This window comes from Streptococcus sp. OMI750 (genome assembly GCF_047463895.1).
Taxonomy (GTDB): Bacteria; Bacillota; Bacilli; order Lactobacillales; family Streptococcaceae; genus Streptococcus.
Map to the genome: position 1 here is coordinate 396,158 of NZ_JASHCZ010000002.1, position 24,930 is coordinate 421,087.

Consider the following 24,930-nt stretch of genomic DNA (forward strand, 5'->3'; position numbering starts at 1 on the left):
GTGAAAAGACCTACAAGTGATGAACCATCTCTAGGCACAATTCTAGGGCCTTCTCAAAAGCTTCAGCACCCCAGTCACGCTGGTCATAATTTTCCAGGTCTGCAAGAGAATCTGCGGTAAATAGGAGCAAGCCCCAAACTACATCACGAAGCTGGGCGACTGCTGCCAGTGAGGCGCACTCCATCTCCACAACACTGCACCCTTCTTGAATGCGATAGGCTACCTTGTCAGGCGTTTCTCGATAAAAGCCGTCCGTCGACCAGGTCATGACTTCTTGATAGGGAATGGACGCTTGTTTTAGAACCCTTTCAATAGCAGTCAGTGCACGACGATCCACTTCCATATAACGAGAAGGCGCCACATAATGGTAACTGGCTCCCTCATCTCGCAAGGCCTTGGTCGGGATCAAAAAGGAATTTTCTTCTATGTCTACCAAGACGCCACAGCTGCCTGCGGAAATGATTTTCTTCACCCCATAGCCAATCAACCAATCCATGAATTGAGCTGCTGGTGCAGATCCAACTGGCGCTTGGGCCAAGCAGAGTTTCTCCCCTTGGTGCTCCAGAACATAGACTGGATAAGCCTTGGTAGCTGAGACAAAGGTAGCCACTTGCTCAGCTCCAACAGCTTTGGCAAAGCGATCAATTTCATCCTCTAAAAAAGCATAAACGCATTTTTCAGGCAGGTGCAGGTCTAACCCCTCATGAGTCGGCATCAGGACTGCCTGTGGGTTGTCGTCAAACTCTAAAATAGGAATTTCATGTTTATGGATCATCCCTTCTCCTTTTTAACGGGTATTTCTTTAATGACACGGGCTGGGTTTCCTCCAAGGACCACATTATCTCCAAAGGACTTGGTCACGACTGCCCCAGCACCAGCGACTACATTATCACCCAGCGTCACACCAGGAAGGATGGTGACACCTCCTCCTGCCCAGAAATTGTCCCCAATAGTAATCGGAGCCCCATACTCCAGACCAGAATTGCGTTCATCTGGATCCAGTGGGTGCAAGGGTGTCAAAAATTGGCAATTAGGACCAATCATGGCATTCTTTCCAATCGTAATGGGACATATATCCAACATAGTCAAATTGTAATTGGCATAGAAATGCTCTCCCAGATGGATGTTGACCCCATAATCCACAAGAACCTGACGATTTAGATAGAGGTTGTCGCCAGTAGAGCCAAACCACTCTTTGATGATGGCCGCCCCTTTTTTAGGGTCTACTTCTTGGTTAAAGGCCTCTTGTTTCTCCCGAGAGGCTTTGGCCAAAGCCCGTAATTCAGGGTCTGCAGGTCTATAATAGTCACCTGCAATCATTTTTTCATATTCACTGGCCATAAGGAAACCTCCACGTTATTTTGACATATTATAGCAGAATTCCCCCTTTAAAACAAACGTCAGAAATAAGGTTTTACAAGAAAAAGATCATAAACACTTAAATACACTTAATAAAACTTGCATCCACTTACAAAATGATGTACAATGAAGGCAAGAACAGCAATAAGGAGCGAATTCATGTACCAGGAACAACGGCTCGAAAAAATCCTAGAACTTTTAGAAGAGCGAAAACAGCTATCCGCTAAAGAAATGGTCGATTATTTCAAGGTCTCAAAAGATACTATCCGCAGAGATTTTGCCCTTCTGAGCCAACGCCAGCTAGTCCGTAGGACCCATGGTGGACTTCTCCCCTTAAACAAAGAACCTGGCCCTTCTTACCTAGACCGCAGTCAGAAAGCCAACAAGGAAAAGACTGCCATGGCTCAAAGGGCCCTGCAATTGATCCAAAATGGACAAGTGATCTTTCTCGACGTTTCCACCTCGATGACCCTGCTTGCTGGCATGCTGAATAAGGAAGTCACGGTCTATTCGCACTCTCTTGACAATGCCATCCAGCTCAGTAGCCATTCCCAGGTTGACGTTCATCTCCTAGGCGGGAAATTCTACCCTAAAAACCGCTTCTACTATGACGCGAATCAAGCACACATACTGGACAATCTTCGCTTCGATCTTGCTTTTTTTGGAGCGAGTAGCTTAGCCAATGGCGAAGTCACCTTTGAGGATGCTGAAGACGTTGCAGTCAAGTCCCTCGTTTTTGAACGGACTCGTACCAAGGTGCTGGTAGCAGAAAGTGCAAAGTTCCACAAACATGCCAACTACTATCTCGCTCGTCTCAAGCAATTTGACTATTGGATTACTGATCAAAAACCAAGCCCTGAAATCCTTAAACAAATCGGCAGTGAAACCACTATTCTCTATTAGGAGGTCCTCATTATGTCTCACATTCGTCTCATCATCAGCGACATCGATGGTACTATCTTAAATGATCACCATCAGATCGATCCACAGTTGGTAGCATTGATCCCAGATTTAAAACGCGAAACCATTCCTTTCGTACTGGCTTCTGCTCGTTCTCCAAAAGGAATGGCTCCCATTGCCAAAGAACTCGGTATAGAAGACTGCCCCATAGCTTGCTACAATGGCGCCTTGATCCAAAAGGGAGAGCAGGTTCTTTTCGAGCACCCTGTGAACAAGACGGAGGCCCGGAACTTTATCGACTGGGTCAACCAACACTTTCCTCAGGTTTCGATCAACCTCTATAGTGGAAAAGACTGGATGACCGACCGACTTGACCAATGGAGTCAAGAGGAAGCCCGGATTACAGGGGAAAAACCTCTCATTCTTCCCCTATTGGATCCTTTGCTGGATGCGACTAAGCCCCTCCACAAATTGCTCTTAATTGGAGAGCCAGAAGAGATCCAAGCTCTCTATCGCACTATTTCTGCCGACGACTTCCCTTCTACCGCCTTTTATCTCTCCAAAGCCAACTACCTAGAAGTCACGGCTAAGCAGGTCTCCAAAGAGGATGCTCTGGTTGAGCTAGCCAACCACTACCACTTGTGCTTAGAAGAAGTCCTCACCATGGGAGACAACTTCAACGACCTCCCTATGCTCAAAAAAGCAGGCATCGGGGTCGCTATGGGCAACGCTCCACAAGAAGTGAAAGACGGAGCGACTGTCGTGACAAAGACCAACAATGAAAATGGTGCTGGACAAGCGGTTGAAATCTATGTGTTGATTTAGAGACATAAATAAAGTGACTAGCTAGTATTTTTTATGATAAAAAATATAGTAGAAATGCCGATAAAATAAGGATTCCTGCAAATTTGTAGGAATCCTATTTCTTATTATATATTTTGTATATTAAACCTATTTCATGCATATTTTTCTTGTTTGGTTATTTATCAATAATTAGGAATATAAAAGTCAGTGAAACCCTTGATTATTATACCGTTGACAAGTTTTTCAAAAACCTGTATGATAGAAAAAAGTTTATTAAAAAGGGGACGTATTTTGAAAAAATATACTATTTCACGTAAACAAACTTTAACTTTAGCTTCCGTTGTTTTAGGAACGATCTTCACAGGAACGACTATTGCTTCTGCTGATGAGGTTGCACCTAGCACAACCCAAGCCGCTCCTGCAACTTATACAGAAACAAAATCACCTATCACTGCTGCAACAGAAGAAATCAATGCCAAAGCCAATACACCAGTTGTTCCTGCTGATAAAGCAAAAACCGGCGATGTCATCGCTGTGGACGTCAAGAAAACTGGCCCATCTGCTAAAACAGACGGCGCAGACACAATCACTACTTCAACAGCAACTATCAAAACCACTAGCTTAGCAGATCAAGACACACCTGTTGGCACTTCAAAACCAGTGTCATCTACCAAGACAGCTACATCAACTAAGGAAACAGCTGACTACACTGAGACAACTACAGAAACAGTTAATAAAACAACTCTAGTCGAAGTGACAAAAGAAGCAGATGTCGTCAACAAAAAAGAAGTCCAAGGAACATCAGATATCGTCTTTGTCATTGATAAATCAAGTTCGATGGATTCTCACATCAAGGATACGATGAAGAATATCGAGACCTTTGTTCGTAATCTTTCTGCTAAAAATATTCAAGCTCGTTTAGGGTTGGTTGAATATGAAGACTCAAAACAACAAAAATACCACGATTTTAATGGATCAAAATTCACAAGTGATCCAGAAAGCTTCATTTCTGCTCTGAAAACTATCAAAATCTGGGGTGGTTTTGAAGATGCAACTGTTCCATTGCACCACATCGCTACTTCAAAAGACTACGACTGGGGATCTGGTGCAAACAACCATCGCTTTGCTTTCCTCATCACAGACGAAGACATTGATCTTACACCATATACACCAACCAAAGAAGCGACACTGAAGGCTCTTCAAGATGCTGGTATCTCTTTGACAGTGGTTGGTGAAACACGTGATAAAAAAGACTTTGATCCATTGGTCAATGGAACAAATGGTCTTTACCTAGATATCCGCAAAAATTTTGGTGACTTGTTGAACGTTCAATTTGCCAATAAAGTGGTTGAAACTGTCCAAAAAGGTCGTGTCTTCAAAGTCCAAACAGACAAGTATGAGTTGATTTCAAAAACCCACCGTGTGGCGAAAGCAAAACCACAAACGCCTAGCATCCAAACACCTGCGAAACCGACTCCGACTCCTCAAAAACCAGCTGTTGTCACTCCTGCAAAACCAACTGTCTTCACACCAGCTAAAAACGAGCCTGCCAGAACAGCAGTCTATATCGCACCTGCAGCTCTTCCCCAAAAAGAAGCAAGTCTTCCAAATACAGGAAGCAAGACCTCAATTGCCTTGACAACTCTTGGTCTTGGTCTTCTTAGCATGGGTGCTGCCTTTGGACTCTCTCGTAAAACAAAAAAAGACTAACATGAAAAAGCCTAATCAAATGATTAGGCCTTTTTAGCTCTGTACGAATGATTCCTGTTTGCCATTTCCATTTGAAAGTAGAAATCTTCAGCTTCTACCAAAAGATTCTTGTCCTCCGCTATGATATAATGGGGACAGTACAAGGGAGGAAACCAATGTTACAAGAACTAGCCTTTACAGGCCAATGGAGACACTATCAAAAACGCGTTCTCGATAAGAGTGACGCTTTTATGGCGGATGGCCACCTGCATTTGGTAGCAGCTCCTGGATCGGGAAAAACAACCCTGGGAATCGAATTTATCAGACGCTTTGGTCAACCAACCCTAATCTTGGCTCCTACGGTCACCATTCGTCAACAATGGGTGGACCGGATTATCCAAGCATTCTTGAAAGATGAAAGCCAAGCGGAGCAATTGATCTCTCAGGACCTCAAACATCCTAAGCTGATTACAGTGGCTACCTATCAGGCCCTCCACAGCGCCATGAACCAAGTCGTCGGTCAATCACAAGCTGAAGATACCGATGACCAAGCAGAGATTGAAACATTTGATTTCAAAGGCTTTGATATCTTTACTACTTTCAAAGACATCTCACTCGGAACCCTTTGTTTAGATGAGTGTCACCACTTGCGCAATGAATGGTGGAAGAGCTTGGATGCCTTTCGTCAAGCCTTCCCTGACTTAAAGATGATCTCCCTCACCGCTACCCCGCCCTATGAAGGAGACCCTGCCCTCTGGGATCGCTATATCCGCATGTGTGGGGAGATTGATGAGGAAATTACGGTTCCCGAATTGGTCAAGGAAGAGACACTTTGTCCTCATCAGGACTATGTCTACTTCGCCTTTCCAACAAAGGAAGAGCAGGCTCAGTTGGACGCCTTTAACCAACAAAAGAATGCTTTCTTGCAACAACTGACTTCCGATCCCCTCTTTTGTCAATACCTGCAATCCTGTCAGGCCTTATCTGATCAGATCAGCGATGATGAATTGCTCAATGAGCCCAAGTATCTCTCTGCTACCCTGATCTTTCTTCGAAGCAAGGGAATCGCCTTTCCCAACCATTTCCAGGACCTTTTAGGAGCTAAAAAACTACCTGCTTTCACCATGGACTGGCTTGAAATTCTTCTGCAAGGCCTGCTCTTTCAGGTACCTCACTGGTACAATTTACCAGAGGAATACGAGAAACAAGTCCTCCATGAACTAAAAGCAGCGAGCTTAATCGATCGAAAACAAGTTAAACTGGTCCGCAACAAAAAACAAGACCTCCTGCTGAACCAATCCCTCGGAAAACTCAATGCGGTTCGAGAGATTTTTAAGGCGGAATACCAGGCTCTTGGAAGCCAACTGCGCCAACTGGTTTTAACAGACTATATTCGCCAAGACTTTGAAGTTCATCTAGGGGACACGGACGCCCAATTCACTCAATTGGGAGTTCTCTCGTATTTTGAATCCATTCGCAGGGAAAGCATAGAGCTAACGACTCCTCCTGCCATCGCTGTCTTAACAGGTAGTATCGTCATCATCCCAACAGTTGCTAAGTCAAGATTAGAAGAGCTTCTAGGAGCGGATCGACTGACTTACCAAAATGTCGGCCAATTATCTCCTGATGACTTTCTCAAGGTTCGCTTGGTTGGTTCTCAACATGATTTGGTGACAGCTGTGACCCAGCTCTTTCAAGAGGGACTCATCCAAGTCGTGATTGGAACCAAGTCTCTTCTGGGAGAAGGCTGGGATGCTCCTTGTGTCAACTCCCTGATCCTAGCGAGCTTTGTCGGTAGCTTTATGCTCAGCAACCAAATGCGAGGCCGTGCCATTCGAGTGTGGCCTGAGGATCCAGACAAGACTAGTAACATCTGGCATCTGGTCTCCATCAACCTTTCCCTAAAGAAATGGTATGAAAAGTCCGATCTTGAAAAAGAAGAGATCGAAGCCATCACTGATCAGCTGAAACAATATAGTCCTGATCTGGAGCTCTTAGAGAGACGGATGAAGCAATTTTTAGGCCTCCACTACAAGGAACCCTTTATCGAATCCGGTATCGAGCGTCTGGCCTTTGACAATATCCGCTATACTAAAAAACAGTTACAGAAACTCAACGAAGAGTCCTTAGAGCGCTCCACTCATCGTCAAGAACTTCGGGATGGCTGGCAAAAAGCTCTTCCGATTCTTGAGAATATGGAGATTGCAAACGAGGTCCAAGTGGATAAACACTTCCTGCCGCTGGCCCTATTTTTTGATGCCAGAAAGCTCGCTCGCTGGCTGACGGCCGCTACTTTGACTGATTCTTTCGCCAACCTTATTTACTACTCAAATAGAGGTGGAAGGAACACTGTTTCTCTTATTCTTCTATTCGTCTTAGCTGTTCTCGCACTCCTTGCTTGGCTCCGCTACTACCTCTATAAGAGTCCTTATAAACGCATGGAAGTATTTGGAGAAGCTGTCCGTCAAGCCTTATTAGCTTCTGGACAGATTCAAACCCAGGAGACTCGCATCCAAGTGGTCCGAGATAGGAAGGATGCCATCAACACGCTGATCTATATGAAGGGCGGAACCATGCGAGAGAAAGAACTCTTCTCGCAAACCATGATCGAATTTTTCGCACCGATTGAAAATCAACGCTATATCTTGAAAGCACAAGAAAAGGTATCCGATCAGACAGAATATTTCGCCGTGCCAAGCCTCTTTGACAAACGTAAAGAAGATGCCCAAGCCTTTGTCGAGCAGATTCGAAAGAGTATAGGTAAGTATGACCTGGTCTATACTCGAAGTACGGAAGGTCGTGCTGTTCTTTTAGATGCACGCATCAAGGCCCTGGCTAACAAACAAGAGCGCACCTTCACTAAGAAACAAGTGATGTCCGATTTGAAATAAGAATTTATTTCACAATAAAAGAAAAGTCTAGTAGATTCATTTCTACTAGACTTTTTCGTTACTCTATCACAATCATAGCCTTAATGGTCTTGCGTTCATCCATATCTTTATAAGCTTGATCAATCTCATCCAAGATATAGCTATGGGTGAAGACGCGACCTGGATTGATATCGCCATCAAGAACAGCCTTGAGCAAGAACTGCTTGTCATAGGTGGTAACAGAGGCTGCTCCACCTGCCACAGAAATATTTTGGGCAAAGGTCGATCCAAGCGCACGATTATTGTAGTGAGGCACACCGACAAAACCTAAGCGACCACCATTGTGAAGCACCCCAAGGGCTTGATCGACGGCTGCCGCTGTACCGACACATTCAAGAGCGGCATCCGCTCCTCCACCAAGGATTTCACGGACCTTGGCAATCCCTTCTTCCCCACGCTCTGCTACAACGGCTGTAGCACCAGACCCTAATGCCATTTGTTGGCGGTCTTCGTGACGGCTCATGAGGACAATTTGCGATGCTCCCCGCATCTTGGCAGCAATCACAGCGCATTGCCCCACGGCTCCGTCCCCGATGACAACCACTTTGTCGCCCCGTTTTACATGAGCCACACGCGCTGCATGGTAGCCTGTCGGCATGACATCTGCTAGCGTCAAGAAGGATTTGAGCATGGCTTCGGTATAATCTGACGGTTGCCCAGGGATTTTGACAAGGGCCCAATTGGCGTATTCAAAGCGAATGTACTCTGCTTGAACCCCATCAGACCAGTTGATGCCAATATGGCGGTCACAGGTCCCGTCATAGCCAGCACGACAAGCATCACACTCCCCACAACCATGAGTGAAAGGGGCGATGACAAAGTCTCCCGGTTTCACCGTTGTAATAGCTTCTCCGATTTCTTCAACGATCCCAATAGCTTCGTGGCCACTATTTTGATGACTCGCTTCAATCTCTGGATTGCGGTAGCTCCAGAGATCAGAGCCACAGACGCAGGTGCGAACGATGCGGAGAATGACATCATCTGGTACTTCTATGTGTGGACGCTCCACTTCTACAAGGCCCACTTGCCCAGCTTTGGTATAAACTGCTGATTTCATTTAATAACCTCTATTCTTTCGTTTCTGATAGTATACACTTTTCAACAAGAAATCGCTCACATCAAACACTCCCTATTACGGTCATATTTAGTTACTTAATCATATTTTTTTCCATACTTCTTTTCAAGCATTTTCTTAATCAGATAGGGCATCTTGACATTCTCTCGACCTTTTTTAGCAATCAATTTTTTGACGAAATCAGGCATCTGAATATCTTTTTCTGCTTCCAAAATCTGACCTGTACTTGAAGGAGCTTCCAACTCATCAAAAGTCTCTAGTTGAGGTTGATAGTCACTATAGTCACCATCTATATGAGACTGAATGGTTGACAGAAGGGCTTTAATCAAACGAGAATCGCTATTTGGCATAGGAGGACGGTGATAGGCCACACCAAGCTCATGACAAAGCTCCTTACACTCCACATCATTATCAAAAAGAACCTCAATATGCTCACTAATAAAGGCAATCGGAACAAAAATATAGTGGTCAGGGTGTTCACTCTCATCTCGCAGATATTCTAAGACATCTGGTTTAATCCAAGGAATACCTATATCACTCTCACTCTGCCATGTATTAGTGTACTGCTCTTCCTTTAGCCCTATAATCTCCGCAATCAAGCGACTATTGTCATAAATCTGGTCGATATAGGGGTCACCGAAATCTATTGCCAAAACTGGGACACTATGAGCTGAAAAAATCACCTTATAGCTGTCATCTCTAATTTGATCTAAAATCTTTTGGATCTCATCAGCCCAATAGTGGAGTAGGTCATGTTCACGGTACCAATCCTTGATAATTTGGAACCTAATCTGCGAACTTTCTAAAAATTTCTCATATCCCATGACAGAATAGTAGGAATAATGAGGCTCTAAAATCAAGCACAAACATTCTTCAATTCCGTCATTCTCCATTTCTTTGATAACATCTGTGATGAAAGGGCGGGAAAATTTATTAGCAAAGTAAACCGACGCTTGATTTCCAAGAGCAGTAGCAACCATGTCCACTTCTTCTCTAGTTATCCTTTGGAGTGGGGTTCCACCGATTCGGACGTAATTGTCATATAAAGTCTGAATTTCATGTGGTTCAGGACGAACCCCACGGCGTATATTTGTGAAAAATTCCGCTACTCCTTCATAGGTAATCTCTTCTGGTGACCCAAAAGTCATCATCAACACAGCTCTTTTACTCATAACTACTCCTTACTATATACTTTCCACTATTTTACCATGAAAAGGATTTCTTTAGGAAGCTATTTTATAAATCATTTGGAAGAAGCAACCAATTTTCTAGGTAAATACACAAGCTATTAAAAGAAATCATTCAAAGAAGGTGGAACAAATATCTTTTTATGTCCAATCCGATACTGTATTATTCTTTGAAAACAACATCTATTTGAAATGACCATCTTTCATGTAAGGAGAGAAGATTTGAATCTCTTTCTAAGAATTTCTACACAATAGAAAAAGTGGATAAAGAAACATTCTTCTATCCACTTTATTGTTTACAGCTTTTATTCGCTACGTAAAGATTCCACTGGGTCTTTCTTTGCGGCGATGCGTGAAGGGATGAGACCAGCTAACATGGTAAGGACAATGGAGATACCGATCAGGATGAGCGCTGCTTCCCATGGTAACTGCGCTACGTTTTCCACGTTAGTCATTTTCGCAACGACGGCATTGATTGGAAGTGTTGCAAGGAGTGTAATTCCGATACCGAGCACTCCGGAAATAAATCCTTCGATGGCTGTTTCGGCAGTGAAGATACGACGGATGTCTTTCTTCGAAGCCCCCATTGCACGTAAGATTCCGATTTCTTTTGTACGTTCGAGAACCGAGATGTAGGTGATAATCGCAATCATAATCGATGATACGATGAGCGAGATGGCTACGAAACCAACGAGTACGGTTGTAATCACGCCCACCATTGTCGTAATCGAAGACATGATGGTTTGAATATCGTCAGAGTAGGCGAGCACTTTGTCGTCTTCGCCAGCGTCTTTTTTCGCCGTGTTATAGGCGTTGATGAAGTCCTTCAACTCTTGTTTTTGTTGGAAGGAAGAGGTGTAGAACTCGATGGCAGCCGGTTTGGATTTGTCGATGACACCCAATTTCGCGAGATTTTCCTCGTAAGTGGCAGCCGAGTTTTCGTTGTATTGTTGGATGTATTGTGCTTGTTGTTCAGGCGTCAATTTGACCAACTGTATTTTTTCTTCTTCGGTTAAATCAGCCGAATTGAATGGTTTTGGATCTTTGGCAAATGCTTTTCCAGTAAGTACATTGATAGTTGGGTTAGCTTCTTGCTCCTTTACGATGTCACTGTTTTGAATTTGTTCAGAAGTGTAATCGATAAGCGCGCTTGTATAAGCCACCCCACCAGAAGGAGAGTTCACCCCAGAACTGGTGCCTTCTTTTTGACGAAGAACGCCGACTATTTTAAGCTCGAGGCCATTCTCGATTTGCGTCTTCATATAGGCTTCGTCGTTAATTTTATTTATCCATTGGTTGTTTTCTTTGACGAAGCGATTCGTGTTGACAACAGCTTTGAAAGTTTTTCCAATGAAATCCCTATACTGATAGGTTTGGGATTTGAGTTCATCCAGTTTCTTCGCATCGTTTAATTCGCTAGGGTCTTTGATGCGTAAGCTATAAAGGAGGAGGTCACTGATTTGGTTTTCTTCATCCACGATCAGGACGATTTCAGATTTATCCTTCGGAGGGCGACCTTCTAGCACATCATATTGCGCCTTAAGCATCTCCTGGTCGCTTGACAGTTGGCTCCAGTAGTCGATGTTTTGCAAATAGCCTTTGATTGTTTGGTTGGCCGTATCGACTTCGTCCGCGAGGTTAGACGGAAGAATGCTCTTTGGACCGTTAGAGGTGTCACTGGCGTAAATATAGGGTTGTAAATTGTACTGGTAACGAATATCTTTTGTAAGGTGTGCGGCTTCTGAAGCGTGTTTATCCAAGTAGGTTTTGAAGGACGCGAGGTCATTTTTCCCTATTTGTTTTTTCAATAGATTCGTTAAAAGCGTATTGACACCGAGTTCGTTTTTATCCCTATAAGGCTTTTCACTCAAGTCTGGAGAGGTTGCCATCAGATTACTCTGGTTCTGCTCGCTAATCGTCAATGGCAAAGAGACAAGAGTGTCTTCTTGCACCTTTTTCACATAATCGCTCACACCATTTGAGAGGGCCAAGATCAGGGCAATCCCGATAATCCCGATGGAACCAGCAAAGGCAGTCAGAAATGTCCGACCTTTCTTCGTCAATAGGTTATTAAACGAAAGGGACAAAGCCGTCAGAAAGCTCATCTTTGTCTTTGTAAACTGAATGTCCCCTTGTTTGGGTTCTTCGGTTGGTTCGTATGGATTCGAGTCGCTTAAGATATTTCCATCTAATACTTGTACGATACGTGTAGAGTAGGTTTTCGCCAGTTCTGGATTATGCGTCACCATGATCACTAGACGTTCTTTGGCGATGTCTTTTAATAACTCCATGATTTGAAGAGAAGTCTCAGAATCGAGCGCTCCTGTTGGCTCATCAGCTAAAACGACTTTAGGATTATTGACAAGAGCACGCGCAATCGCGATTCGCTGCATTTGTCCGCCAGACATTTGGCTTGGTTTCTTATATAAATGATCTTTTAGGCCAACGCGTTCAAGTGCTTCGATGGCACGTTTCTTGCGTTTCGTTTTGGAAACACCAGAGAGTGTCATCGCAATTTCGACGTTTGAGAGTGCCGTTTGGTGACCAATCAGATTATAGGATTGGAAGACGAATCCGATAGTGTGGTTTCTGTAGCTATCCCAATCGCGGTCTTTAAATTGCTTGGTTGATTTTCCTTGGATGAGTAGATCACCCGATGTGTATTGGTCGAGTCCACCGATGATATTTAAGAGGGTGGTTTTCCCTGAACCCGATTGTCCGAGAATCGAGACGAACTCATTTTCACGGAAACGAATCGAGATATCCTTTAAAGCGTAAAACTCTTGATTCCCCGTATAATAAACTTTTGAAATACATTGTAGTTGTAACATATACTCGATCCTTTCATAAATATGAGTAGTCTATCACAATTTGAATTGGGAGTCAATATATTAAATCGATGATTTCTAAAATATCCTCAACAAAGGAATGATCGATGTCCATTAATGATGGTGATGGTGGTGGTGATCACGTCCATGACTTTGACTGGCTTCCAGCTCTTCGATATTTCGCTTGTGGGAGCGGTGAGTTGCTAGGTCTTCATCCACTTCGATGGTGACATTTTGAAAGCCCCTCTCTTTGAGCGATGCACGGATCGCTTCTTTGCAGACTTCCATCTGCTCCATCCGCTTGAGACAAACATGAACAATAGCATTTTTCTCTAGTCCATCCATGGTCCAAAGATTAAGCTGATTGATACTTGAGACATTGTCCAACTGCTCTAAATCACTCTTAACTTGATTGATATCTACCCCTTCTGGCACAGCATCCAGGAAAATCTTGAGCGTGCTCAAAAAACGGGGAATAGCTTTGGACAGAATAAAGAAGGAAATAGCAAGAGACAAGAGGGGATCTAGGATATACCAGTCAGTAAATCGGAGGACAATGGCCATCAAGATGACAGCCAACCAACCTAAGGTATCTTCCAAAAAATGCAGGCTGAGAATGGATTCATTCTTAGTTTGCCCCTTGCGAATAACCAGACTCGCCAGCACATTGACACTGATAGCAATCATTCCCAACCAAAGAAGCCCTTCGTCATTGACGGGCTGAGGGTGGAAAAGCTTGCTTACATTTTCTAAAATCACCATACCAGACCCGGTCATCAGAATGACTGCCGTTACTAAAGCCCCTAATAAGCTAAAACGCTTGTAGCCTAGGGTATAGCGGCTATCTTCTTGACGATTGGAGATCGTTTCTAGAAAGGCCGAGAGGCCAATGGCTAGAGCATCCCCCAAGTCATGGACAGAATCAGCGAGAACAGCACTGGAACCAAAGATTCCCCCTGCAATAAACTCAACAATGGCAAAACTTAGATTCAAGAAAAAAGCCAGCCAAACAGCACGTTTTGAACTCATTTTTTTACCTTCCTTTGGTATAATAGTAATAGTATTATCTTCTCACTAGTATTATCTCTAACTCTAAAAAGAAAGGATAGGGGCAAACTGTTTAGGATGTACGTTACTGAACAATTTGTTCAAAGTGTCCATATGACAACACAGGATCGTCGTATTACCAAAACTAGAAAAGCTATCTATCATGCTTTTTTACACTTACTCAACCAAAAAGACTACGACATTATTACCGTTCAGGAAATTATTGACCGTGCTGATGTGGGGCGTTCAACTTTTTACAGCCATTACGAGAGTAAGGAACTCTTGCTGGATGAACTCTGTCAAAAACTCTTTCACCACCTCTTTGAGCGAGATGATCAGCTCTCTCCCCAAGACTACCTAGCCCATATCTTTCAGCATTTCAAGAAAAACCAAGACCATGTGACCAGTCTCTTGCTTTCCAAAAATGATTATTTTATCCGGCAACTGAAAAAAGAACTGGAGCACGACGTCTACCCCATGGTAGCTGAGAAACTGATTCAATCTCACCCCAACATCCCCCACTCCTATCTCAAACACCTGGTCGTAACCAACTTCATTGAAACCCTCAGCTGGTGGTTGAAAAAAGGCAAGACTTATACCGAACAAGAAGTCATCCAGTTTTATTTGGAGATTTTAAACGTCGCTTCTAACTAAGGTGCGACTTTACATCATGTATCATAGAAAGGAAAACTATGCTCCTCCCCATTCTTCTCGGCTTTTTCACAGCCTTATTTGCCCTTGTTTTTGCTCTTCTTCATTTATTGGTCAGCCTTTCCGAATTAAAAAATGGCAAAAAGACCCTTGGAATTTACCTACTTTTTCTAGGAAGTAGCCTTGCGACCTTCTCTCTCATCCTCTACTTCCTTTTGCCAATTCTTGCTTTATTCATTTGGCTGATCGGAGTTAGCTTGATTTGCTACGGAGCCTATTGGAATGGCAAGCACAAAGAAAACTTCCATCTAGCCCACCATGTCATTCGGATCGGAATTGCTCTGATTCTTACCATTTTATTAGCCCTTATCTAAGAAAAACTCAAGTTTTATCAATGAAAACTTGAGTTTTTTGATAGTTACGAAATCAATAAGGAATTAAAAATCCTGCTTTTCTTTAAACAGTTTAATCTTTTCTTGGCAGTAATCCATCAATTTCTGTGCTTTTTCAAATGAGTAGCCTTTTTCAGATACAGACTTGACTTTCTTTTCATCAAAATAGTAGCCTGTCAAGCCCCTGACTTCCTCTGATAAGGTGAGATAATAGCCTGTTTCGATTCCCTGATCTAGATCTTTCGAGAGAGATTTCATCAGGCGTCCGAAGAGAGACTTTTTCGTCTTTGCATCACTAGAATGATTCCCTAAGTTAGTCGAATTTAAGCCGGGATGGTAGGCATTAATAGTGATATTTGAACCTTTTAAAAAGAAATCTCTTGCTAGATAGCGTGTCATCCAAATGGTATAGAGTTTGGAATTATTATAGGCCAATCCTGGATGATAGTTGTTCTCAAATCCAAAGTCCAAATCCTTGACTTTGGCAAAATGATGCATATAGGAAGAGGTATTAATGACACGGCCATCAGTCGCTTTTTCTAACAAGGGGCTTAGCTCAGTTGTTAATATATAGGGAACGAGAACGGATAACATAAATGTCAACTCGACATTTTCAGCACTCGCTTTTCGGTCTTTTCCTGCATACAGTCCCGCATTGTTAAATAAGACATCGATACGTTGAAAGTCTCGCTTAATTTCCTCTACAAATCGATAAACATCCTCTAATTTTGAAAAATCGGCCAAGTAACCAGACACTCTGCCTCTCAGGGAAACGGCCCGAACCTCTTGAAGCGCCAATTCCAGCTTTTGAGGATTTCGACCATGAAGAATGACCTGATGGCCTTCACTAGCCAGTTTCTTTGCCAAATGTTTACCGATACCGTCAGTAGCACCTGTAATTAGAACGGTTTTGACCATCTTAGTCCTCCAAGAAAGCAATGAGTTCTTTTGAAAACTCCTCTGCATATTGGAAGATCGAACCGTGACCAGCATGTGGATAGATGATGAGTTTACTATCTTTTATTTTCTCATGCATATCATAAGAATTTTCCGTTGGAACCTGCATATCCTTGTCTCCGTTGACGATTAAGGTTGGTTGGGTGATTAATCTTAGGTCGTCTTGAGAATCTTTCCCCCAACGTTTAATAGCTTTGAGTTGAGTCAAGAAACCAGGCACACTCATGTCTTTGTCCGCAAATTCCTTGGTTCGCATTCCCATTCGTCCGAGAACTTTCAAGGCTTCGATTTTTCCTTGTTCATCATGTTTATAGAAGATATAGCGTTTAGGATCGATGCGCTCGAGTCCAGCTTTAAACATATAGTTAAAGGTTTTCCCTGTAACCTTATCGACCTCTTTTCCTCCTCGAGGTCCTGTTCCTGCCAAGATGAGACGGTTGACCAAATCAGGCTTGATTCGGACCATTTCTTGAGCAATCATGCCTCCCATAGAAAGACCAAGGAGATTGATTTTATCGTAACCAAGGGCTTTTACAAAGGCAATTGTCTGCTCAGCCATTCCAGGAATGGTTGGCGCCACTTTGCCTTGACTGGCTCCCACACCAGGAAGGTCGACCACAATCACATGGTGTTTTTCAGCAATCAATTCCAAGAGTTTTGGATCCCAGTTGTCGAGGGTTGCTGCCAAATGGACCAGCATCAGAAGAGGAAGTTTTGATTTGCCTTTGCTGAGTTCGCGATAGGCGATTTGATTTCCTTGGACAGTGATGTATTGAGTTTTAGTTGTAAGATATGACATTGTCTTTTCCTTTTTATTTCTTAAAGCTGAGGACTGTTTTTCCACGTGAGCGACCATTAGCGACCTTGTCTAAGGCACTATTCACTTCTTCAAATGGATAGACTGTATCGATAGATGGCTTGATTTCTAATTTGCTAAAGAGGTCAGCTACCTCTTGTAATTGAGTGCCATTGCTTTCTACAAAGATAAAATGGTAATGAACGCCGTATTTGTCAGCCATCTTATCAAATTTGCGACCGGCTAAGCCAAGTAGAATCTGTTTCCATTTTGGCAGGTTCATCCGTTTGGCAAAGTCACCATTTGGCATAGCACGGAGGGAAACAAGCTGACCACCTTTTTTCATGATAGACATTTGTTTTTCAGTCTCAGCACCCCCAAGGGTATCGAGGACATAATCCACCTCACTAACAGTTTTTGTATAATCCTCTGTTTTGTAATCGATAAAGCGGTCTGCTCCAAGGTCCAACACCCGCTCAGCACTATCTCCAGCCCCATTGGTGATAACCTTCAAACCTTTGGCCTTAGCAATCGAAATGGCCATACCGCCGACACCGCCTGTACCACCAGAGATAAAGATCGTTTTGCCAGCTTGAGCTCCCATGAGGTCAAGAGCCTGCATGATAGTCAAGGCAGTCAAAGGTACAGCAGCTGCTTCTTCGTCTGACAGATAGTCTGGAACCTTGGCTAGAGCCTGACTATCGACAGCTACGTATTCTGCAAAGGCGCCAATATGATCAAGTGGGAGACGCCCAAAGACACGGTCTCCAACTTTGAGATTTTTGACTTGTCTACCGGTCTCTTCAATGATACCGACCACTTCATTTCCAGCAGTTTGTGGGAGTTTATAAGGGACAATCATCCTGACTTCTCCTCGGGAAATCATGTTATCCAGAGGATTAACACCAGCTGCGGTGACTTTGACCAAAACTTCTTTATCTGTGATACTTGGTGTAGCGATTTCTGTGATGTTAAGAGTGATATTCTTTTTGTTATAAGTAGTATGTTGTGCGGCTTTCATTGTCTTCTCTTTTCTATTTTTGTTGTATCTGACAAAGATACAAGTTTAGTCTTTTTAAAACTGATCTGCATGCAAATCAGTTTCGTTTTTATTTGGCATTTTTATAAAGATTGTTAATGACATCTTCTAAGGTTTGCTGGGCTAGTTCCTTCTCAAGTTGAGCTTCAGCACTAGCAAATAGTGGCGAAACTGCTCCTTGGATATGTTTCCCTACTGGGCAATCAGGATTGCTATTTTGGTGAACAGGAAATAAGCTGATGTGGCTGACTTCTTGTGTGGCAAAATAAATGTTAAGTAAGGTGATGTCCTTTGGCGATTTACTAAGTTGGTAACCCGTTTTTCCTTGCTGAGACTGGATTAGTCCAGCATTTTTCAATAAGGCGATTACCTTTCGAATGTAACTCGCATTGGTCCCAACGCTAGTTGCTAGTGCTTGAGAACTTAAGGTATCCTTGCTCTCACTAATCATGGTTAGGATGTGCAAGGCTACTGAAAATTTCGTATCCATATAAACTCCTTTAGATAACTTGTATCCGATGCAAGAACAAGTATAACACAAATAAAAAGATAAGCAAGACTTTGCTTCACTTTTTTTAAACGATCAAGCCATCAACACCATGAGTATCGGAATGACCACCATGGTAGCAAGGGTCGTCTCAGTCACCATGACTGCTGCGTAATCACTATCAGCTCCGTAGAGTCTGGCAACGACTGGGGCATTGGTCATCACTGGCATAGCGGACTGGATGATAAAGACTTGCTTCATCAATCTTGGAAGAGGAGCCCAGCAAACAATGGTCGCCATCAAGAGAGGTGCAACTACGAAGCGTCCTAGTAGAATGAGAAGCTGATCTTTTCCCAGAACTAACTGCTTCACGCCTACATGAGATACCGACAAACCAATGAAAATCATGGATAAGGGGGTTGTTAAATTGCCCAGATACTGCAAGTCACTGGCTAAAAAGGCTGGCAACTTCATCTGCAGTATCACCATGACTAGTCCCAAGATGAAGCCCATCAGAGGAGGTGAAAAGACTTTTTTCACACTCATTTTGAGATCAAACTGAGCTTCTCCCTCACCGTCTCGCTGGATCAAGTAGGTCCCCAAGGTCCAGAAAAAGGTCGTATTACACATGTAATAGATCAAAACGTAGGGAATACTGGCATCCCCGAAGAGGGCCTGGTTAATGGGGAGCCCCACAAAAATCGTATTGGAGTTAAAGAACATGGAAATAAAGAGGCCACGGCGGTACTGTCTCACTGTAAAGATCCTGGCTACTGCTGTCGCTATTCCAAGCAAAACGACCATAGACAGGGCAGGAAACCGCAATGCTGGCAACATTTTTAGGAGGTCAGCCGCTGTAAAACGCTGTGTAATGGTATAAAGCATATAGCAGGGCAGAGCGATTTGAGTGACTAGCTTTGCGATCAAGCCACGTGACTTGTCATCAAACCAGCCTTTTTCACCTATGACAAAGCCCACTAATATCATCCCCAGAATGACCAGGATCCCCGATATGCTCTTAAGAAAGATATCCATGTTCTCTCCTTTTCTTTTTATAAATTTGAACTAGAAAACCCATTATTTTCAAGTCCCAAAAACTACTCTAGTATATCACAAAAAGAGGTGGCGCAAAATGCCCAACCTCTTGTATTTTATTGATTGTTACTAGTAGCCTTTCTTGGCCGCCTTCGTCCATTGGTACCAACCAACCAGACTATTGATCAAGTAAATAAAGTATTTCCCTTGAATTTGAAGGCTTTTTCCCCACCAAAGATAGATGGAGAATACATTGGTAGCCGCCCAGAAAATCCACTGTTCGCGGTAGACAGCCGTCATCAAGAGTTGGCCGACACCATTGGTCGCATCTGTAACGGAATCCCGGAAAGGCCGATTGGCTCCAACTGATTGGTAAATATAGCCAAATACCAGCCACCAAATGGCACTGATCGACAAGTACTTGGTCCAGCCTACCGCATCCAGCTTACGAGCAACAAACTCTTGCTCTTCCTTTTTGAACTGGGCTTGGTAGATCCAAACAAAGAAACCAATAGGTTGCATGACGGTAAAGTATAGGGTTTGTCCCCCCATCATCCGATCATTTAAGGCCAGAAGAACAAAAACAAACACCATTTCTGGTGTTTGCTTCATTTTAGGCTAGCTTATTTTTTCTTTTTCTTCAAAATATAAGCAGCGATACTTGCCAAAACAAAGGCTAAAACAAGACTAATAATAGAGATCGTCGTACCCGTATTTGGTAAGAATCCTAAGATTTTGCCTGGTTTCTTCGACTCTGGTTGGCTTGGTTTTTTAGGTTCGGGTTGACCCGGTTTCTTTGGTTCAGATGAACTTGGCGGAGTTGGTTGTTTCGGATTTTCTTTTGGAACATGTTTATTGGTAATCACCACATTTCCTTTTTCATCCTCAACCTTACTTGCTTCATAGCCTTTTGGAAGATCTACTTCTTCCACACGATAGCTGATCGCTTGGCCAGCTTTCTTTTCAGCTAATTTGCTAAAGGTATGAGTCCATTTATTGTCCGCTGACAATTCAACCGGATCTCCTACTTTTTCATCACCAGCATAGAGTTGAACCTTAATCGTTTTTGGACGGAGGCCATCTTGGTCATTGGCATCATCCCATTTCTTAGTGACTTTCATCTCTGTAAGAGCTGGTTCATGCGTGTTGGTCAAGACAACATTAGCCTTGTCCTTATCATTTACCGTCACCTTGTAACCATCTGGAACAGCTACTTCTTTAACCGTATACCTAATGGCTTTTCCAGCAGCCTTGGCATCAAGGTTTTCAAACGCGCCTTTCCAATCATTCGCTGCAGAAAGTTCTAATACTTGGTCAGTAGGAACGCCATCTTTGTATAATTGAACTTGAATGCTGGCTGGGCGTAGACCATCTTGGTTATCAGCATCTTCCCACTTCTTGCTCACTTCTACCTTGGTCTTTTCTGGAGCGTGCGTATTGGTCACGACTACTTGGCCTGGATTCGTTGCTTCGACTGCTTGGGTGTAGCCTTCTGGGACATCGATTTCTTTGACGGTATAGTTGATAACTTGGCCAGCTTTCTTCTCGTCTAGGTTTGAGAAGGTATGGGTCCATTTGTTATCTGCTGACAATTCAACAGCTTGACCAACTTTTTCATCCCCAGCATACAATTGAACCTTAATCGTTTTTGGACGGAGGCCATCTTGGTTATTGACATCTTCCCAGTTTTTGGTAACGGTGAGGCTTGTCTTACCAGGTTTGTAGCTATTGGTAATAGTTGTTCCATCAATCTTAGTGGTATAATTGTCCACTTTGTCCTCAGTCACTGTGTAGACAACTTTTTGACCATCTTTATAGACGGGGAGGTCTGTGAAGGTATAGTTCCATTCATTTCCTTGACCAGCAAGATCGATTGATTGCACTTCTTTTCCATTGGCTAAGAGGTGAACTTTGATAGTTGTAGGACGAAGACCATCTTGGTTATCGGCATCATCCCAGACTTTCTTGACGGTAACTGTCGTTGTCTCAGGAGTGCGTTTATTGGTGATGGTTGCTTTTCCATCAGTGAAGCTGGCTTCTTCTGTATCGACCGTATAATGAGTCGGAACTTTCACTTCTTTGATAGTGTAGGTGATGAGCTTACCATCACTGTCTTTATCTGGAAGGTTCGTAAAGTGAGCTTTCCAGTCTGTTGCAGCTGAGACCGTGACTGGTTTTCCTTGCGCTTTTCCATTCTTGTAGAGTTGGAATTCCACACTTTCTGGGCGAAGCACTTCTTGGTTGTCTTGGTCATCCCAAACTTTTGAAGCTTCAAGATCAATATACTTGATATCTGCTTCATTCGCGATTTCTAGAGGAAGAGCTTTTGAGCCAACAGCTTTCCCATCCACCGTGACGTGATAGATTTGTTTGTCTGCATCATAGGTCACAACCACTGCATGTTCTGTTGCATCCAACTTGTAATTTGCAGGTGCTTGTGTTTCTTTGAGCGTATAGTTTCCTTCTGTTAAGGTGTTAAAGGAAAGTTCTCCATTCTTATCAGAAGTTGCCGTCGCAACAACAGCTCCATTTGCATCTGTTAAGGTGAATGTAGCACCTTCAAGGACTTCCTTCGGATTGTCCTTATCCACTTTCTTGACTTGGAAAGCAGCTGAGAAGATTTGTGCGGATACGGTATTCGATTCACGGTTTCCTTCGTGGCCTTTGGCCTTGTAACCAAATTGGTTATGGGCTTGGACTACACCTGAGCGACCACCGTTGTCTTCATTATCTTTGGTGCGTTTTTGCATCAAGTCTTTGACGTCTTTGGTCAACTCCGTTGGATTAACAACTGGGACACCAAAGTTTGCTTCGCTACGTGCTGGGATCGTCGTTCCTTTATCCGCCACAAACTTGATACCCGTCACTTGACTGTAATCTGCTACAGCTGTCGTCCAGATATCCTTATCTGCTGCCTGCTCCATAGTGTCACTTGTGACGCTAGAGTCTGTCGTGTAGTAGACTGTCCAGCCTTCAGGGGCAGATACAGGTCCACGGAGGCTAACCGTATATTCAGTCAAACGATTTGAACCATCTAGGGTATTGACATCGTGTACTTTTGGTAGGGCATCGTAAACAACTCCGTCTTCGACTGGCTTATCTGTATTGTTTTTAATGGTGATCTTGTAGTTAAAGGTTTCACCAGGTTTGAAGGTACGAGTAACAGTAGATGCATCGGATAGATCATCATTTTTAGCGATGTATTTGCGGGCATAAATCCCTTCTGCTGCGACAATCGTATAATTTGATTGAGCATAAGGAATCTTATCGGTTGTTGAACCATTACCGTTTAAGTCATAGACGTCTTCGGTAACTCGATCAGGGTTGGCATTTTCAAGATCGTGGATTCCGTCTCCTGCGACATAAAGCTTATTGGTAAAAGTTCCACCATCATCTTTCCCTTTTAGTTTTGCATAGATGAATGGCAGACGAATTTGACCATTTTTTTCAAGAGAAGCTTTAATAAACTTTTTCTGGTCAAAATGCATCACAATAGCCGTGCGACCAGAGTTGCGATAGTTTTCAACGACATCGTAGCTCTTGAAGGAGTTCATACCGTTCTCGCTAGAAGCAAGGGAACGATTTAAATTTTTAAAATCGACATCCAAAGTATTGGGATCATAAAGATCGATCACCCGAAGATCGCCATAATTCTTATCAGGATCAAGGATAACTCTTGTTGCTACCAGACCGAAACGAATTGTCTTCCCATCTGTGTATTCCACATCGTTGTAATCCGTCGTTTTGGAAATCTCAAAACTTTCCTTCAATGGGATGAGTTTGAAGGACCAATCTGCCGACTGATCTTTGGCAACGTTTGACTGTGTTTTATAAGTCACACGACCTGTATTCTTGTAGACATTTTGGGTTGCATCATTTTCATCGTAACGCGTCTTTTCAGGATCCTTGAAGCTTGTATAGCTATGGAGGCGAATTCCCTGACCAGATTGAAGGACAAAATCATCCTTCATTTCCATCCGCCAGCCCACAACCGTTCCATACTTGGTCAAATCAATCAGACCATTTCCATCTTTATCTGCTTCTGACTGGATTTCTTTGGTGCTACCATCTTCCATGGTCAGGATAATTCGTTTGACAATGGTATGGATTTGCTTCCCAATACCATAGCCTCCTTCCATCAGACGAGTATAATCGATCTTAGTAAACTTCAAGCGAGGGTCCACAGCCTCATCGTAAAAAACAAAATTCTTCTGCGGTGCAGGGGTATTGTTTTCGAAATTTAAAAGCCATTTATAATTAGCAGCCTTGTATTCGGTTGAGTCATAAACATTCCCATCTGCCCGTTTAGCAAAGCTTCCAGCACCTTCAAGGTCACGTGAAGTCAAACGGAAAATAAGGGAATCTTCCGCTGTAATATCTGGTTCTCCCTCTCCACGGTTGTCAGGAATTCCTACGATGCTACCAGTATTGGTCAAATCCTTACTAAGAACGTCCTTGAGGGTTTGGTCTTTTTCTAAGACCAAATCAGGGAATTTCAAGTAGAGGTAACTTGTATCCTTGATTTTGGTCATAAATTCTTGGTGATAAGCTGCTGGATTGTTGTTTGCATCCGCCTTGAAAGTCTTCGTAACGGTACCATCTCCATTGTCTACCCAGCCTTCAGACTTGGTTGTATCAAGAACAGCTGTGCGAGTCTTCCCACTCTTATCTGTATAGGTTGGTAACTTATCAGTGATCGTTGCTGATTCTAACTGACGGTATTGACCACCGTATTGACCACGCATTCCGTCCAATTGGAAGGCAAATGGGACAGAAGTTGGTGTTTCAATATAGTTCTTACCATCCGCACCTTTGACAATACCTGGCATTGCTTCCGCATAGTCCTTAGACATGGCTTCGTTCAAGTTTTGGTTGATGTACTTGGTGAAACGATAATCGTTGTACTTAGGCTTCCAAATGATATCATTGAGCGCTGTTTCTTGCCCATTGATGTTCAGGGTCCCCGTAATATCTAATGAATAATTTGTTGGTGCATAACCAATATTAAATTTTCCAATAAATGGCAGAGTTAGGACTTCTGACTTTTGGTAATTGTTAAAGTGAAGGGTGACTTGATAATCATCTCCAACTTTTGTAACCGTTGGTTTATCATGCTCTGAAGCACTATTGAAGTCAGGAATACTAACTTCTCGTAGGTACTTCCCAGGGATATTCAAGGTAACCGTTACCTCATTAATATCCGTTGTCAAATTCTTAGGGGTAATCTGGATGTAACCAGACATGGTGTCACCTGTATAATAGGACATGCCACTTGGATGGTCTTGTTTGTCCCCATATAAGAGAGTGACATCCAGAGCCCCACTATCTCCGACCGCTAGCTCGTTCGCAAAAGCTGTAATAGCTCCTTGCCCAATTTGACCTAGCATCATGAGAATCGTTAAAATGGCAAAACCTTTTTTCAAAAAGTTTTTCCATAATAAACTAAGCTTTTTCATGTTTTATCTCCTTTACTTTTGTTAGCCTTCCAAAAAGGCCCTCCCTTTAATTTTATCAATTATTTTTTAGAATATCTATTTCTTTTCAAATTAAATAATAAATATTTAATAATATAGACATTTTTTGCACTAATGTCTATATCATAAGTCACTATCTGGTAATGATTTCCCCTTCCTTCTATCCAAGGGCAATCAAATAAAACATCTATAAATGAGGTAGAGCAGGCCTAACAATCCTTATCCCCCCTTAATTTGTCCATACAAAAAAACCTCAAACACAACCGTTTGAGGTTTGTAC

General features: G+C 43.0%; 18 protein-coding genes and 1 pseudogene. 6 read left to right on the top strand and 13 right to left on the bottom strand.

The features are described 5' to 3' along the window. Nucleotides 1-10: 10 nt before the first annotated feature. Nucleotides 11-775 carry a nucleoside phosphorylase gene (locus tag QM830_RS06450; protein ID WP_009731620.1) on the bottom strand — a complete coding sequence of 255 codons (765 nt, stop codon included), beginning with the start codon at nucleotides 773-775 and terminating at the stop codon, nucleotides 11-13. Next, nucleotides 772-1,341 (bottom strand): sugar O-acetyltransferase, encoded by a 570-nt coding sequence (locus QM830_RS06455; RefSeq protein WP_223141625.1) that lies wholly within the window; start codon nucleotides 1,339-1,341, stop codon nucleotides 772-774. Before QM830_RS06455 ends, QM830_RS06450 begins: the two co-directional genes overlap by 4 nt. Nucleotides 1,342-1,518: 177 nt before the next feature. Between QM830_RS06455 and QM830_RS06460 the strand changes: the two genes are divergently transcribed. The 4 genes from QM830_RS06460 to QM830_RS06475 all read left to right on the top strand — a co-directional run bounded on the left by QM830_RS06460 (nucleotide 1,519) and on the right by QM830_RS06475 (nucleotide 7,643). Continuing rightward, entirely contained in the window at nucleotides 1,519-2,262 is a 744-nt protein-coding gene (locus tag QM830_RS06460) for a DeoR/GlpR family DNA-binding transcription regulator (protein WP_227038189.1), read from the top strand. Nucleotides 2,263-2,274: 12 nt separating this feature from the next. Continuing rightward, nucleotides 2,275-3,084: a Cof-type HAD-IIB family hydrolase gene (locus tag QM830_RS06465; protein WP_009731623.1), complete on the top strand. Its 810-nt coding sequence runs from the start codon at nucleotides 2,275-2,277 to the stop codon at nucleotides 3,082-3,084. A 270-nt stretch (nucleotides 3,085-3,354) separates the two neighbouring features. After that, on the top strand, nucleotides 3,355-4,773 hold the full coding sequence (locus QM830_RS06470) for a VWA domain-containing protein (protein ID WP_414326029.1): 1,419 nt from the start codon (nucleotides 3,355-3,357) through the stop codon (nucleotides 4,771-4,773). Between the two features lie 155 nt (nucleotides 4,774-4,928). Next, the gene (locus QM830_RS06475) at nucleotides 4,929-7,643 is read left to right on the top strand and encodes a DEAD/DEAH box helicase family protein (RefSeq protein ID WP_414326031.1); all 2,715 of its coding nucleotides are present in this window, start codon (nucleotides 4,929-4,931) and stop codon (nucleotides 7,641-7,643) included. Nucleotides 7,644-7,701: 58 nt separating this feature from the next. Here the strand turns inward: QM830_RS06475 and QM830_RS06480 are convergent, their stop codons facing one another. The 4 genes from QM830_RS06480 to QM830_RS06495 all read right to left on the bottom strand — a co-directional run bounded on the left by QM830_RS06480 (nucleotide 7,702) and on the right by QM830_RS06495 (nucleotide 13,801). Continuing rightward, nucleotides 7,702-8,739, bottom strand: coding sequence for an alcohol dehydrogenase catalytic domain-containing protein (locus QM830_RS06480; RefSeq protein ID WP_414326032.1), 1,038 nt, complete (start codon nucleotides 8,737-8,739; stop codon nucleotides 7,702-7,704). A 95-nt stretch (nucleotides 8,740-8,834) separates the two neighbouring features. Beyond that, nucleotides 8,835-9,929: a ferrochelatase gene (hemH, locus tag QM830_RS06485; RefSeq protein ID WP_414326034.1), complete on the bottom strand. Its 1,095-nt coding sequence runs from the start codon at nucleotides 9,927-9,929 to the stop codon at nucleotides 8,835-8,837. Between the two features lie 320 nt (nucleotides 9,930-10,249). Continuing rightward, nucleotides 10,250-12,775, bottom strand: coding sequence for an ATP-binding cassette domain-containing protein (locus QM830_RS06490; RefSeq protein ID WP_414326035.1), 2,526 nt, complete (start codon nucleotides 12,773-12,775; stop codon nucleotides 10,250-10,252). Nucleotides 12,776-12,886: 111 nt separating this feature from the next. Beyond that, nucleotides 12,887-13,801, bottom strand: coding sequence for a cation diffusion facilitator family transporter (locus QM830_RS06495; protein WP_414326037.1), 915 nt, complete (start codon nucleotides 13,799-13,801; stop codon nucleotides 12,887-12,889). Nucleotides 13,802-13,933: 132 nt separating this feature from the next. On the opposite strand from QM830_RS06495, the gene QM830_RS06500 reads away from it, so the two are divergent. Together QM830_RS06500 and QM830_RS06505 are read left to right on the top strand one after the other, a co-directional pair. Further along, nucleotides 13,934-14,473, top strand: coding sequence for a TetR/AcrR family transcriptional regulator (locus tag QM830_RS06500; protein WP_232198426.1), 540 nt, complete (start codon nucleotides 13,934-13,936; stop codon nucleotides 14,471-14,473). A 38-nt stretch (nucleotides 14,474-14,511) separates the two neighbouring features. Then, a complete protein-coding gene (locus QM830_RS06505) occupies nucleotides 14,512-14,844 on the top strand; it encodes a hypothetical protein (RefSeq protein ID WP_009731631.1) in 333 nt (110 codons plus the stop codon). A 63-nt stretch (nucleotides 14,845-14,907) separates the two neighbouring features. On the opposite strand, the gene QM830_RS06510 is transcribed toward QM830_RS06505, so the two are convergent. From QM830_RS06510 to QM830_RS06540, 7 genes and pseudogenes are all read right to left on the bottom strand, one after another. Further along, nucleotides 14,908-15,780: an SDR family NAD(P)-dependent oxidoreductase gene (locus tag QM830_RS06510; protein ID WP_414326039.1), complete on the bottom strand. Its 873-nt coding sequence runs from the start codon at nucleotides 15,778-15,780 to the stop codon at nucleotides 14,908-14,910. Between the two features lies 1 nt (nucleotide 15,781). Then, on the bottom strand, nucleotides 15,782-16,618 hold the full coding sequence (locus QM830_RS06515) for an alpha/beta fold hydrolase (protein WP_414326040.1): 837 nt from the start codon (nucleotides 16,616-16,618) through the stop codon (nucleotides 15,782-15,784). A gap of 13 nt (nucleotides 16,619-16,631) precedes the next feature. Next, nucleotides 16,632-17,636, bottom strand: a complete 1,005-nt coding sequence (locus tag QM830_RS06520) for an NADP-dependent oxidoreductase (RefSeq protein ID WP_414326041.1) — start codon at nucleotides 17,634-17,636, stop codon at nucleotides 16,632-16,634. An 88-nt stretch (nucleotides 17,637-17,724) separates the two neighbouring features. Further along, nucleotides 17,725-18,144 carry an Rrf2 family transcriptional regulator gene (locus tag QM830_RS06525; RefSeq protein WP_414326043.1) on the bottom strand — a complete coding sequence of 140 codons (420 nt, stop codon included), beginning with the start codon at nucleotides 18,142-18,144 and terminating at the stop codon, nucleotides 17,725-17,727. A 93-nt stretch (nucleotides 18,145-18,237) separates the two neighbouring features. After that, nucleotides 18,238-19,176: an AEC family transporter gene (locus tag QM830_RS06530; RefSeq protein WP_414326044.1), complete on the bottom strand. Its 939-nt coding sequence runs from the start codon at nucleotides 19,174-19,176 to the stop codon at nucleotides 18,238-18,240. A gap of 129 nt (nucleotides 19,177-19,305) precedes the next feature. After that, a pseudogene (pnuC, locus tag QM830_RS06535) lies at nucleotides 19,306-19,761 on the bottom strand (nicotinamide riboside transporter PnuC); the annotation flags it as partial. A 38-nt stretch (nucleotides 19,762-19,799) separates the two neighbouring features. Then, nucleotides 19,800-24,632, bottom strand: a complete 4,833-nt coding sequence (locus tag QM830_RS06540) for a Cna B-type domain-containing protein (protein WP_414326045.1) — start codon at nucleotides 24,630-24,632, stop codon at nucleotides 19,800-19,802. Between the last annotated feature and the right edge of the window lie 298 nt (nucleotides 24,633-24,930).

Coding starts and splice junctions, on each gene's coding strand:
- QM830_RS06510 (WP_414326039.1), bottom strand. CDS start 15,780: ATGGTCAAAACCGTTCTAATTACAGGTGCTACTGACGGTATCGGTAAA.
- QM830_RS06530 (WP_414326044.1), bottom strand. CDS start 19,176: ATGGATATCTTTCTTAAGAGCATATCGGGGATCCTGGTCATTCTGGGG.
- QM830_RS06515 (WP_414326040.1), bottom strand. CDS start 16,618: ATGTCATATCTTACAACTAAAACTCAATACATCACTGTCCAAGGAAAT.
- QM830_RS06520 (WP_414326041.1), bottom strand. CDS start 17,636: ATGAAAGCCGCACAACATACTACTTATAACAAAAAGAATATCACTCTT.
- QM830_RS06500 (WP_232198426.1), top strand. CDS start 13,934: ATGACAACACAGGATCGTCGTATTACCAAAACTAGAAAAGCTATCTAT.
- QM830_RS06450 (WP_009731620.1), bottom strand. CDS start 775: ATGATCCATAAACATGAAATTCCTATTTTAGAGTTTGACGACAACCCA.
- QM830_RS06490 (WP_414326035.1), bottom strand. CDS start 12,775: ATGTTACAACTACAATGTATTTCAAAAGTTTATTATACGGGGAATCAA.
- QM830_RS06525 (WP_414326043.1), bottom strand. CDS start 18,144: ATGGATACGAAATTTTCAGTAGCCTTGCACATCCTAACCATGATTAGT.
- QM830_RS06495 (WP_414326037.1), bottom strand. CDS start 13,801: ATGAGTTCAAAACGTGCTGTTTGGCTGGCTTTTTTCTTGAATCTAAGT.
- QM830_RS06455 (WP_223141625.1), bottom strand. CDS start 1,341: ATGGCCAGTGAATATGAAAAAATGATTGCAGGTGACTATTATAGACCT.
- QM830_RS06540 (WP_414326045.1), bottom strand. CDS start 24,632: ATGAAAAAGCTTAGTTTATTATGGAAAAACTTTTTGAAAAAAGGTTTT.
- QM830_RS06475 (WP_414326031.1), top strand. CDS start 4,929: ATGTTACAAGAACTAGCCTTTACAGGCCAATGGAGACACTATCAAAAA.
- hemH (WP_414326034.1), bottom strand. CDS start 9,929: ATGAGTAAAAGAGCTGTGTTGATGATGACTTTTGGGTCACCAGAAGAG.
- QM830_RS06480 (WP_414326032.1), bottom strand. CDS start 8,739: ATGAAATCAGCAGTTTATACCAAAGCTGGGCAAGTGGGCCTTGTAGAA.
- QM830_RS06505 (WP_009731631.1), top strand. CDS start 14,512: ATGCTCCTCCCCATTCTTCTCGGCTTTTTCACAGCCTTATTTGCCCTT.
- QM830_RS06460 (WP_227038189.1), top strand. CDS start 1,519: ATGTACCAGGAACAACGGCTCGAAAAAATCCTAGAACTTTTAGAAGAG.
- QM830_RS06465 (WP_009731623.1), top strand. CDS start 2,275: ATGTCTCACATTCGTCTCATCATCAGCGACATCGATGGTACTATCTTA.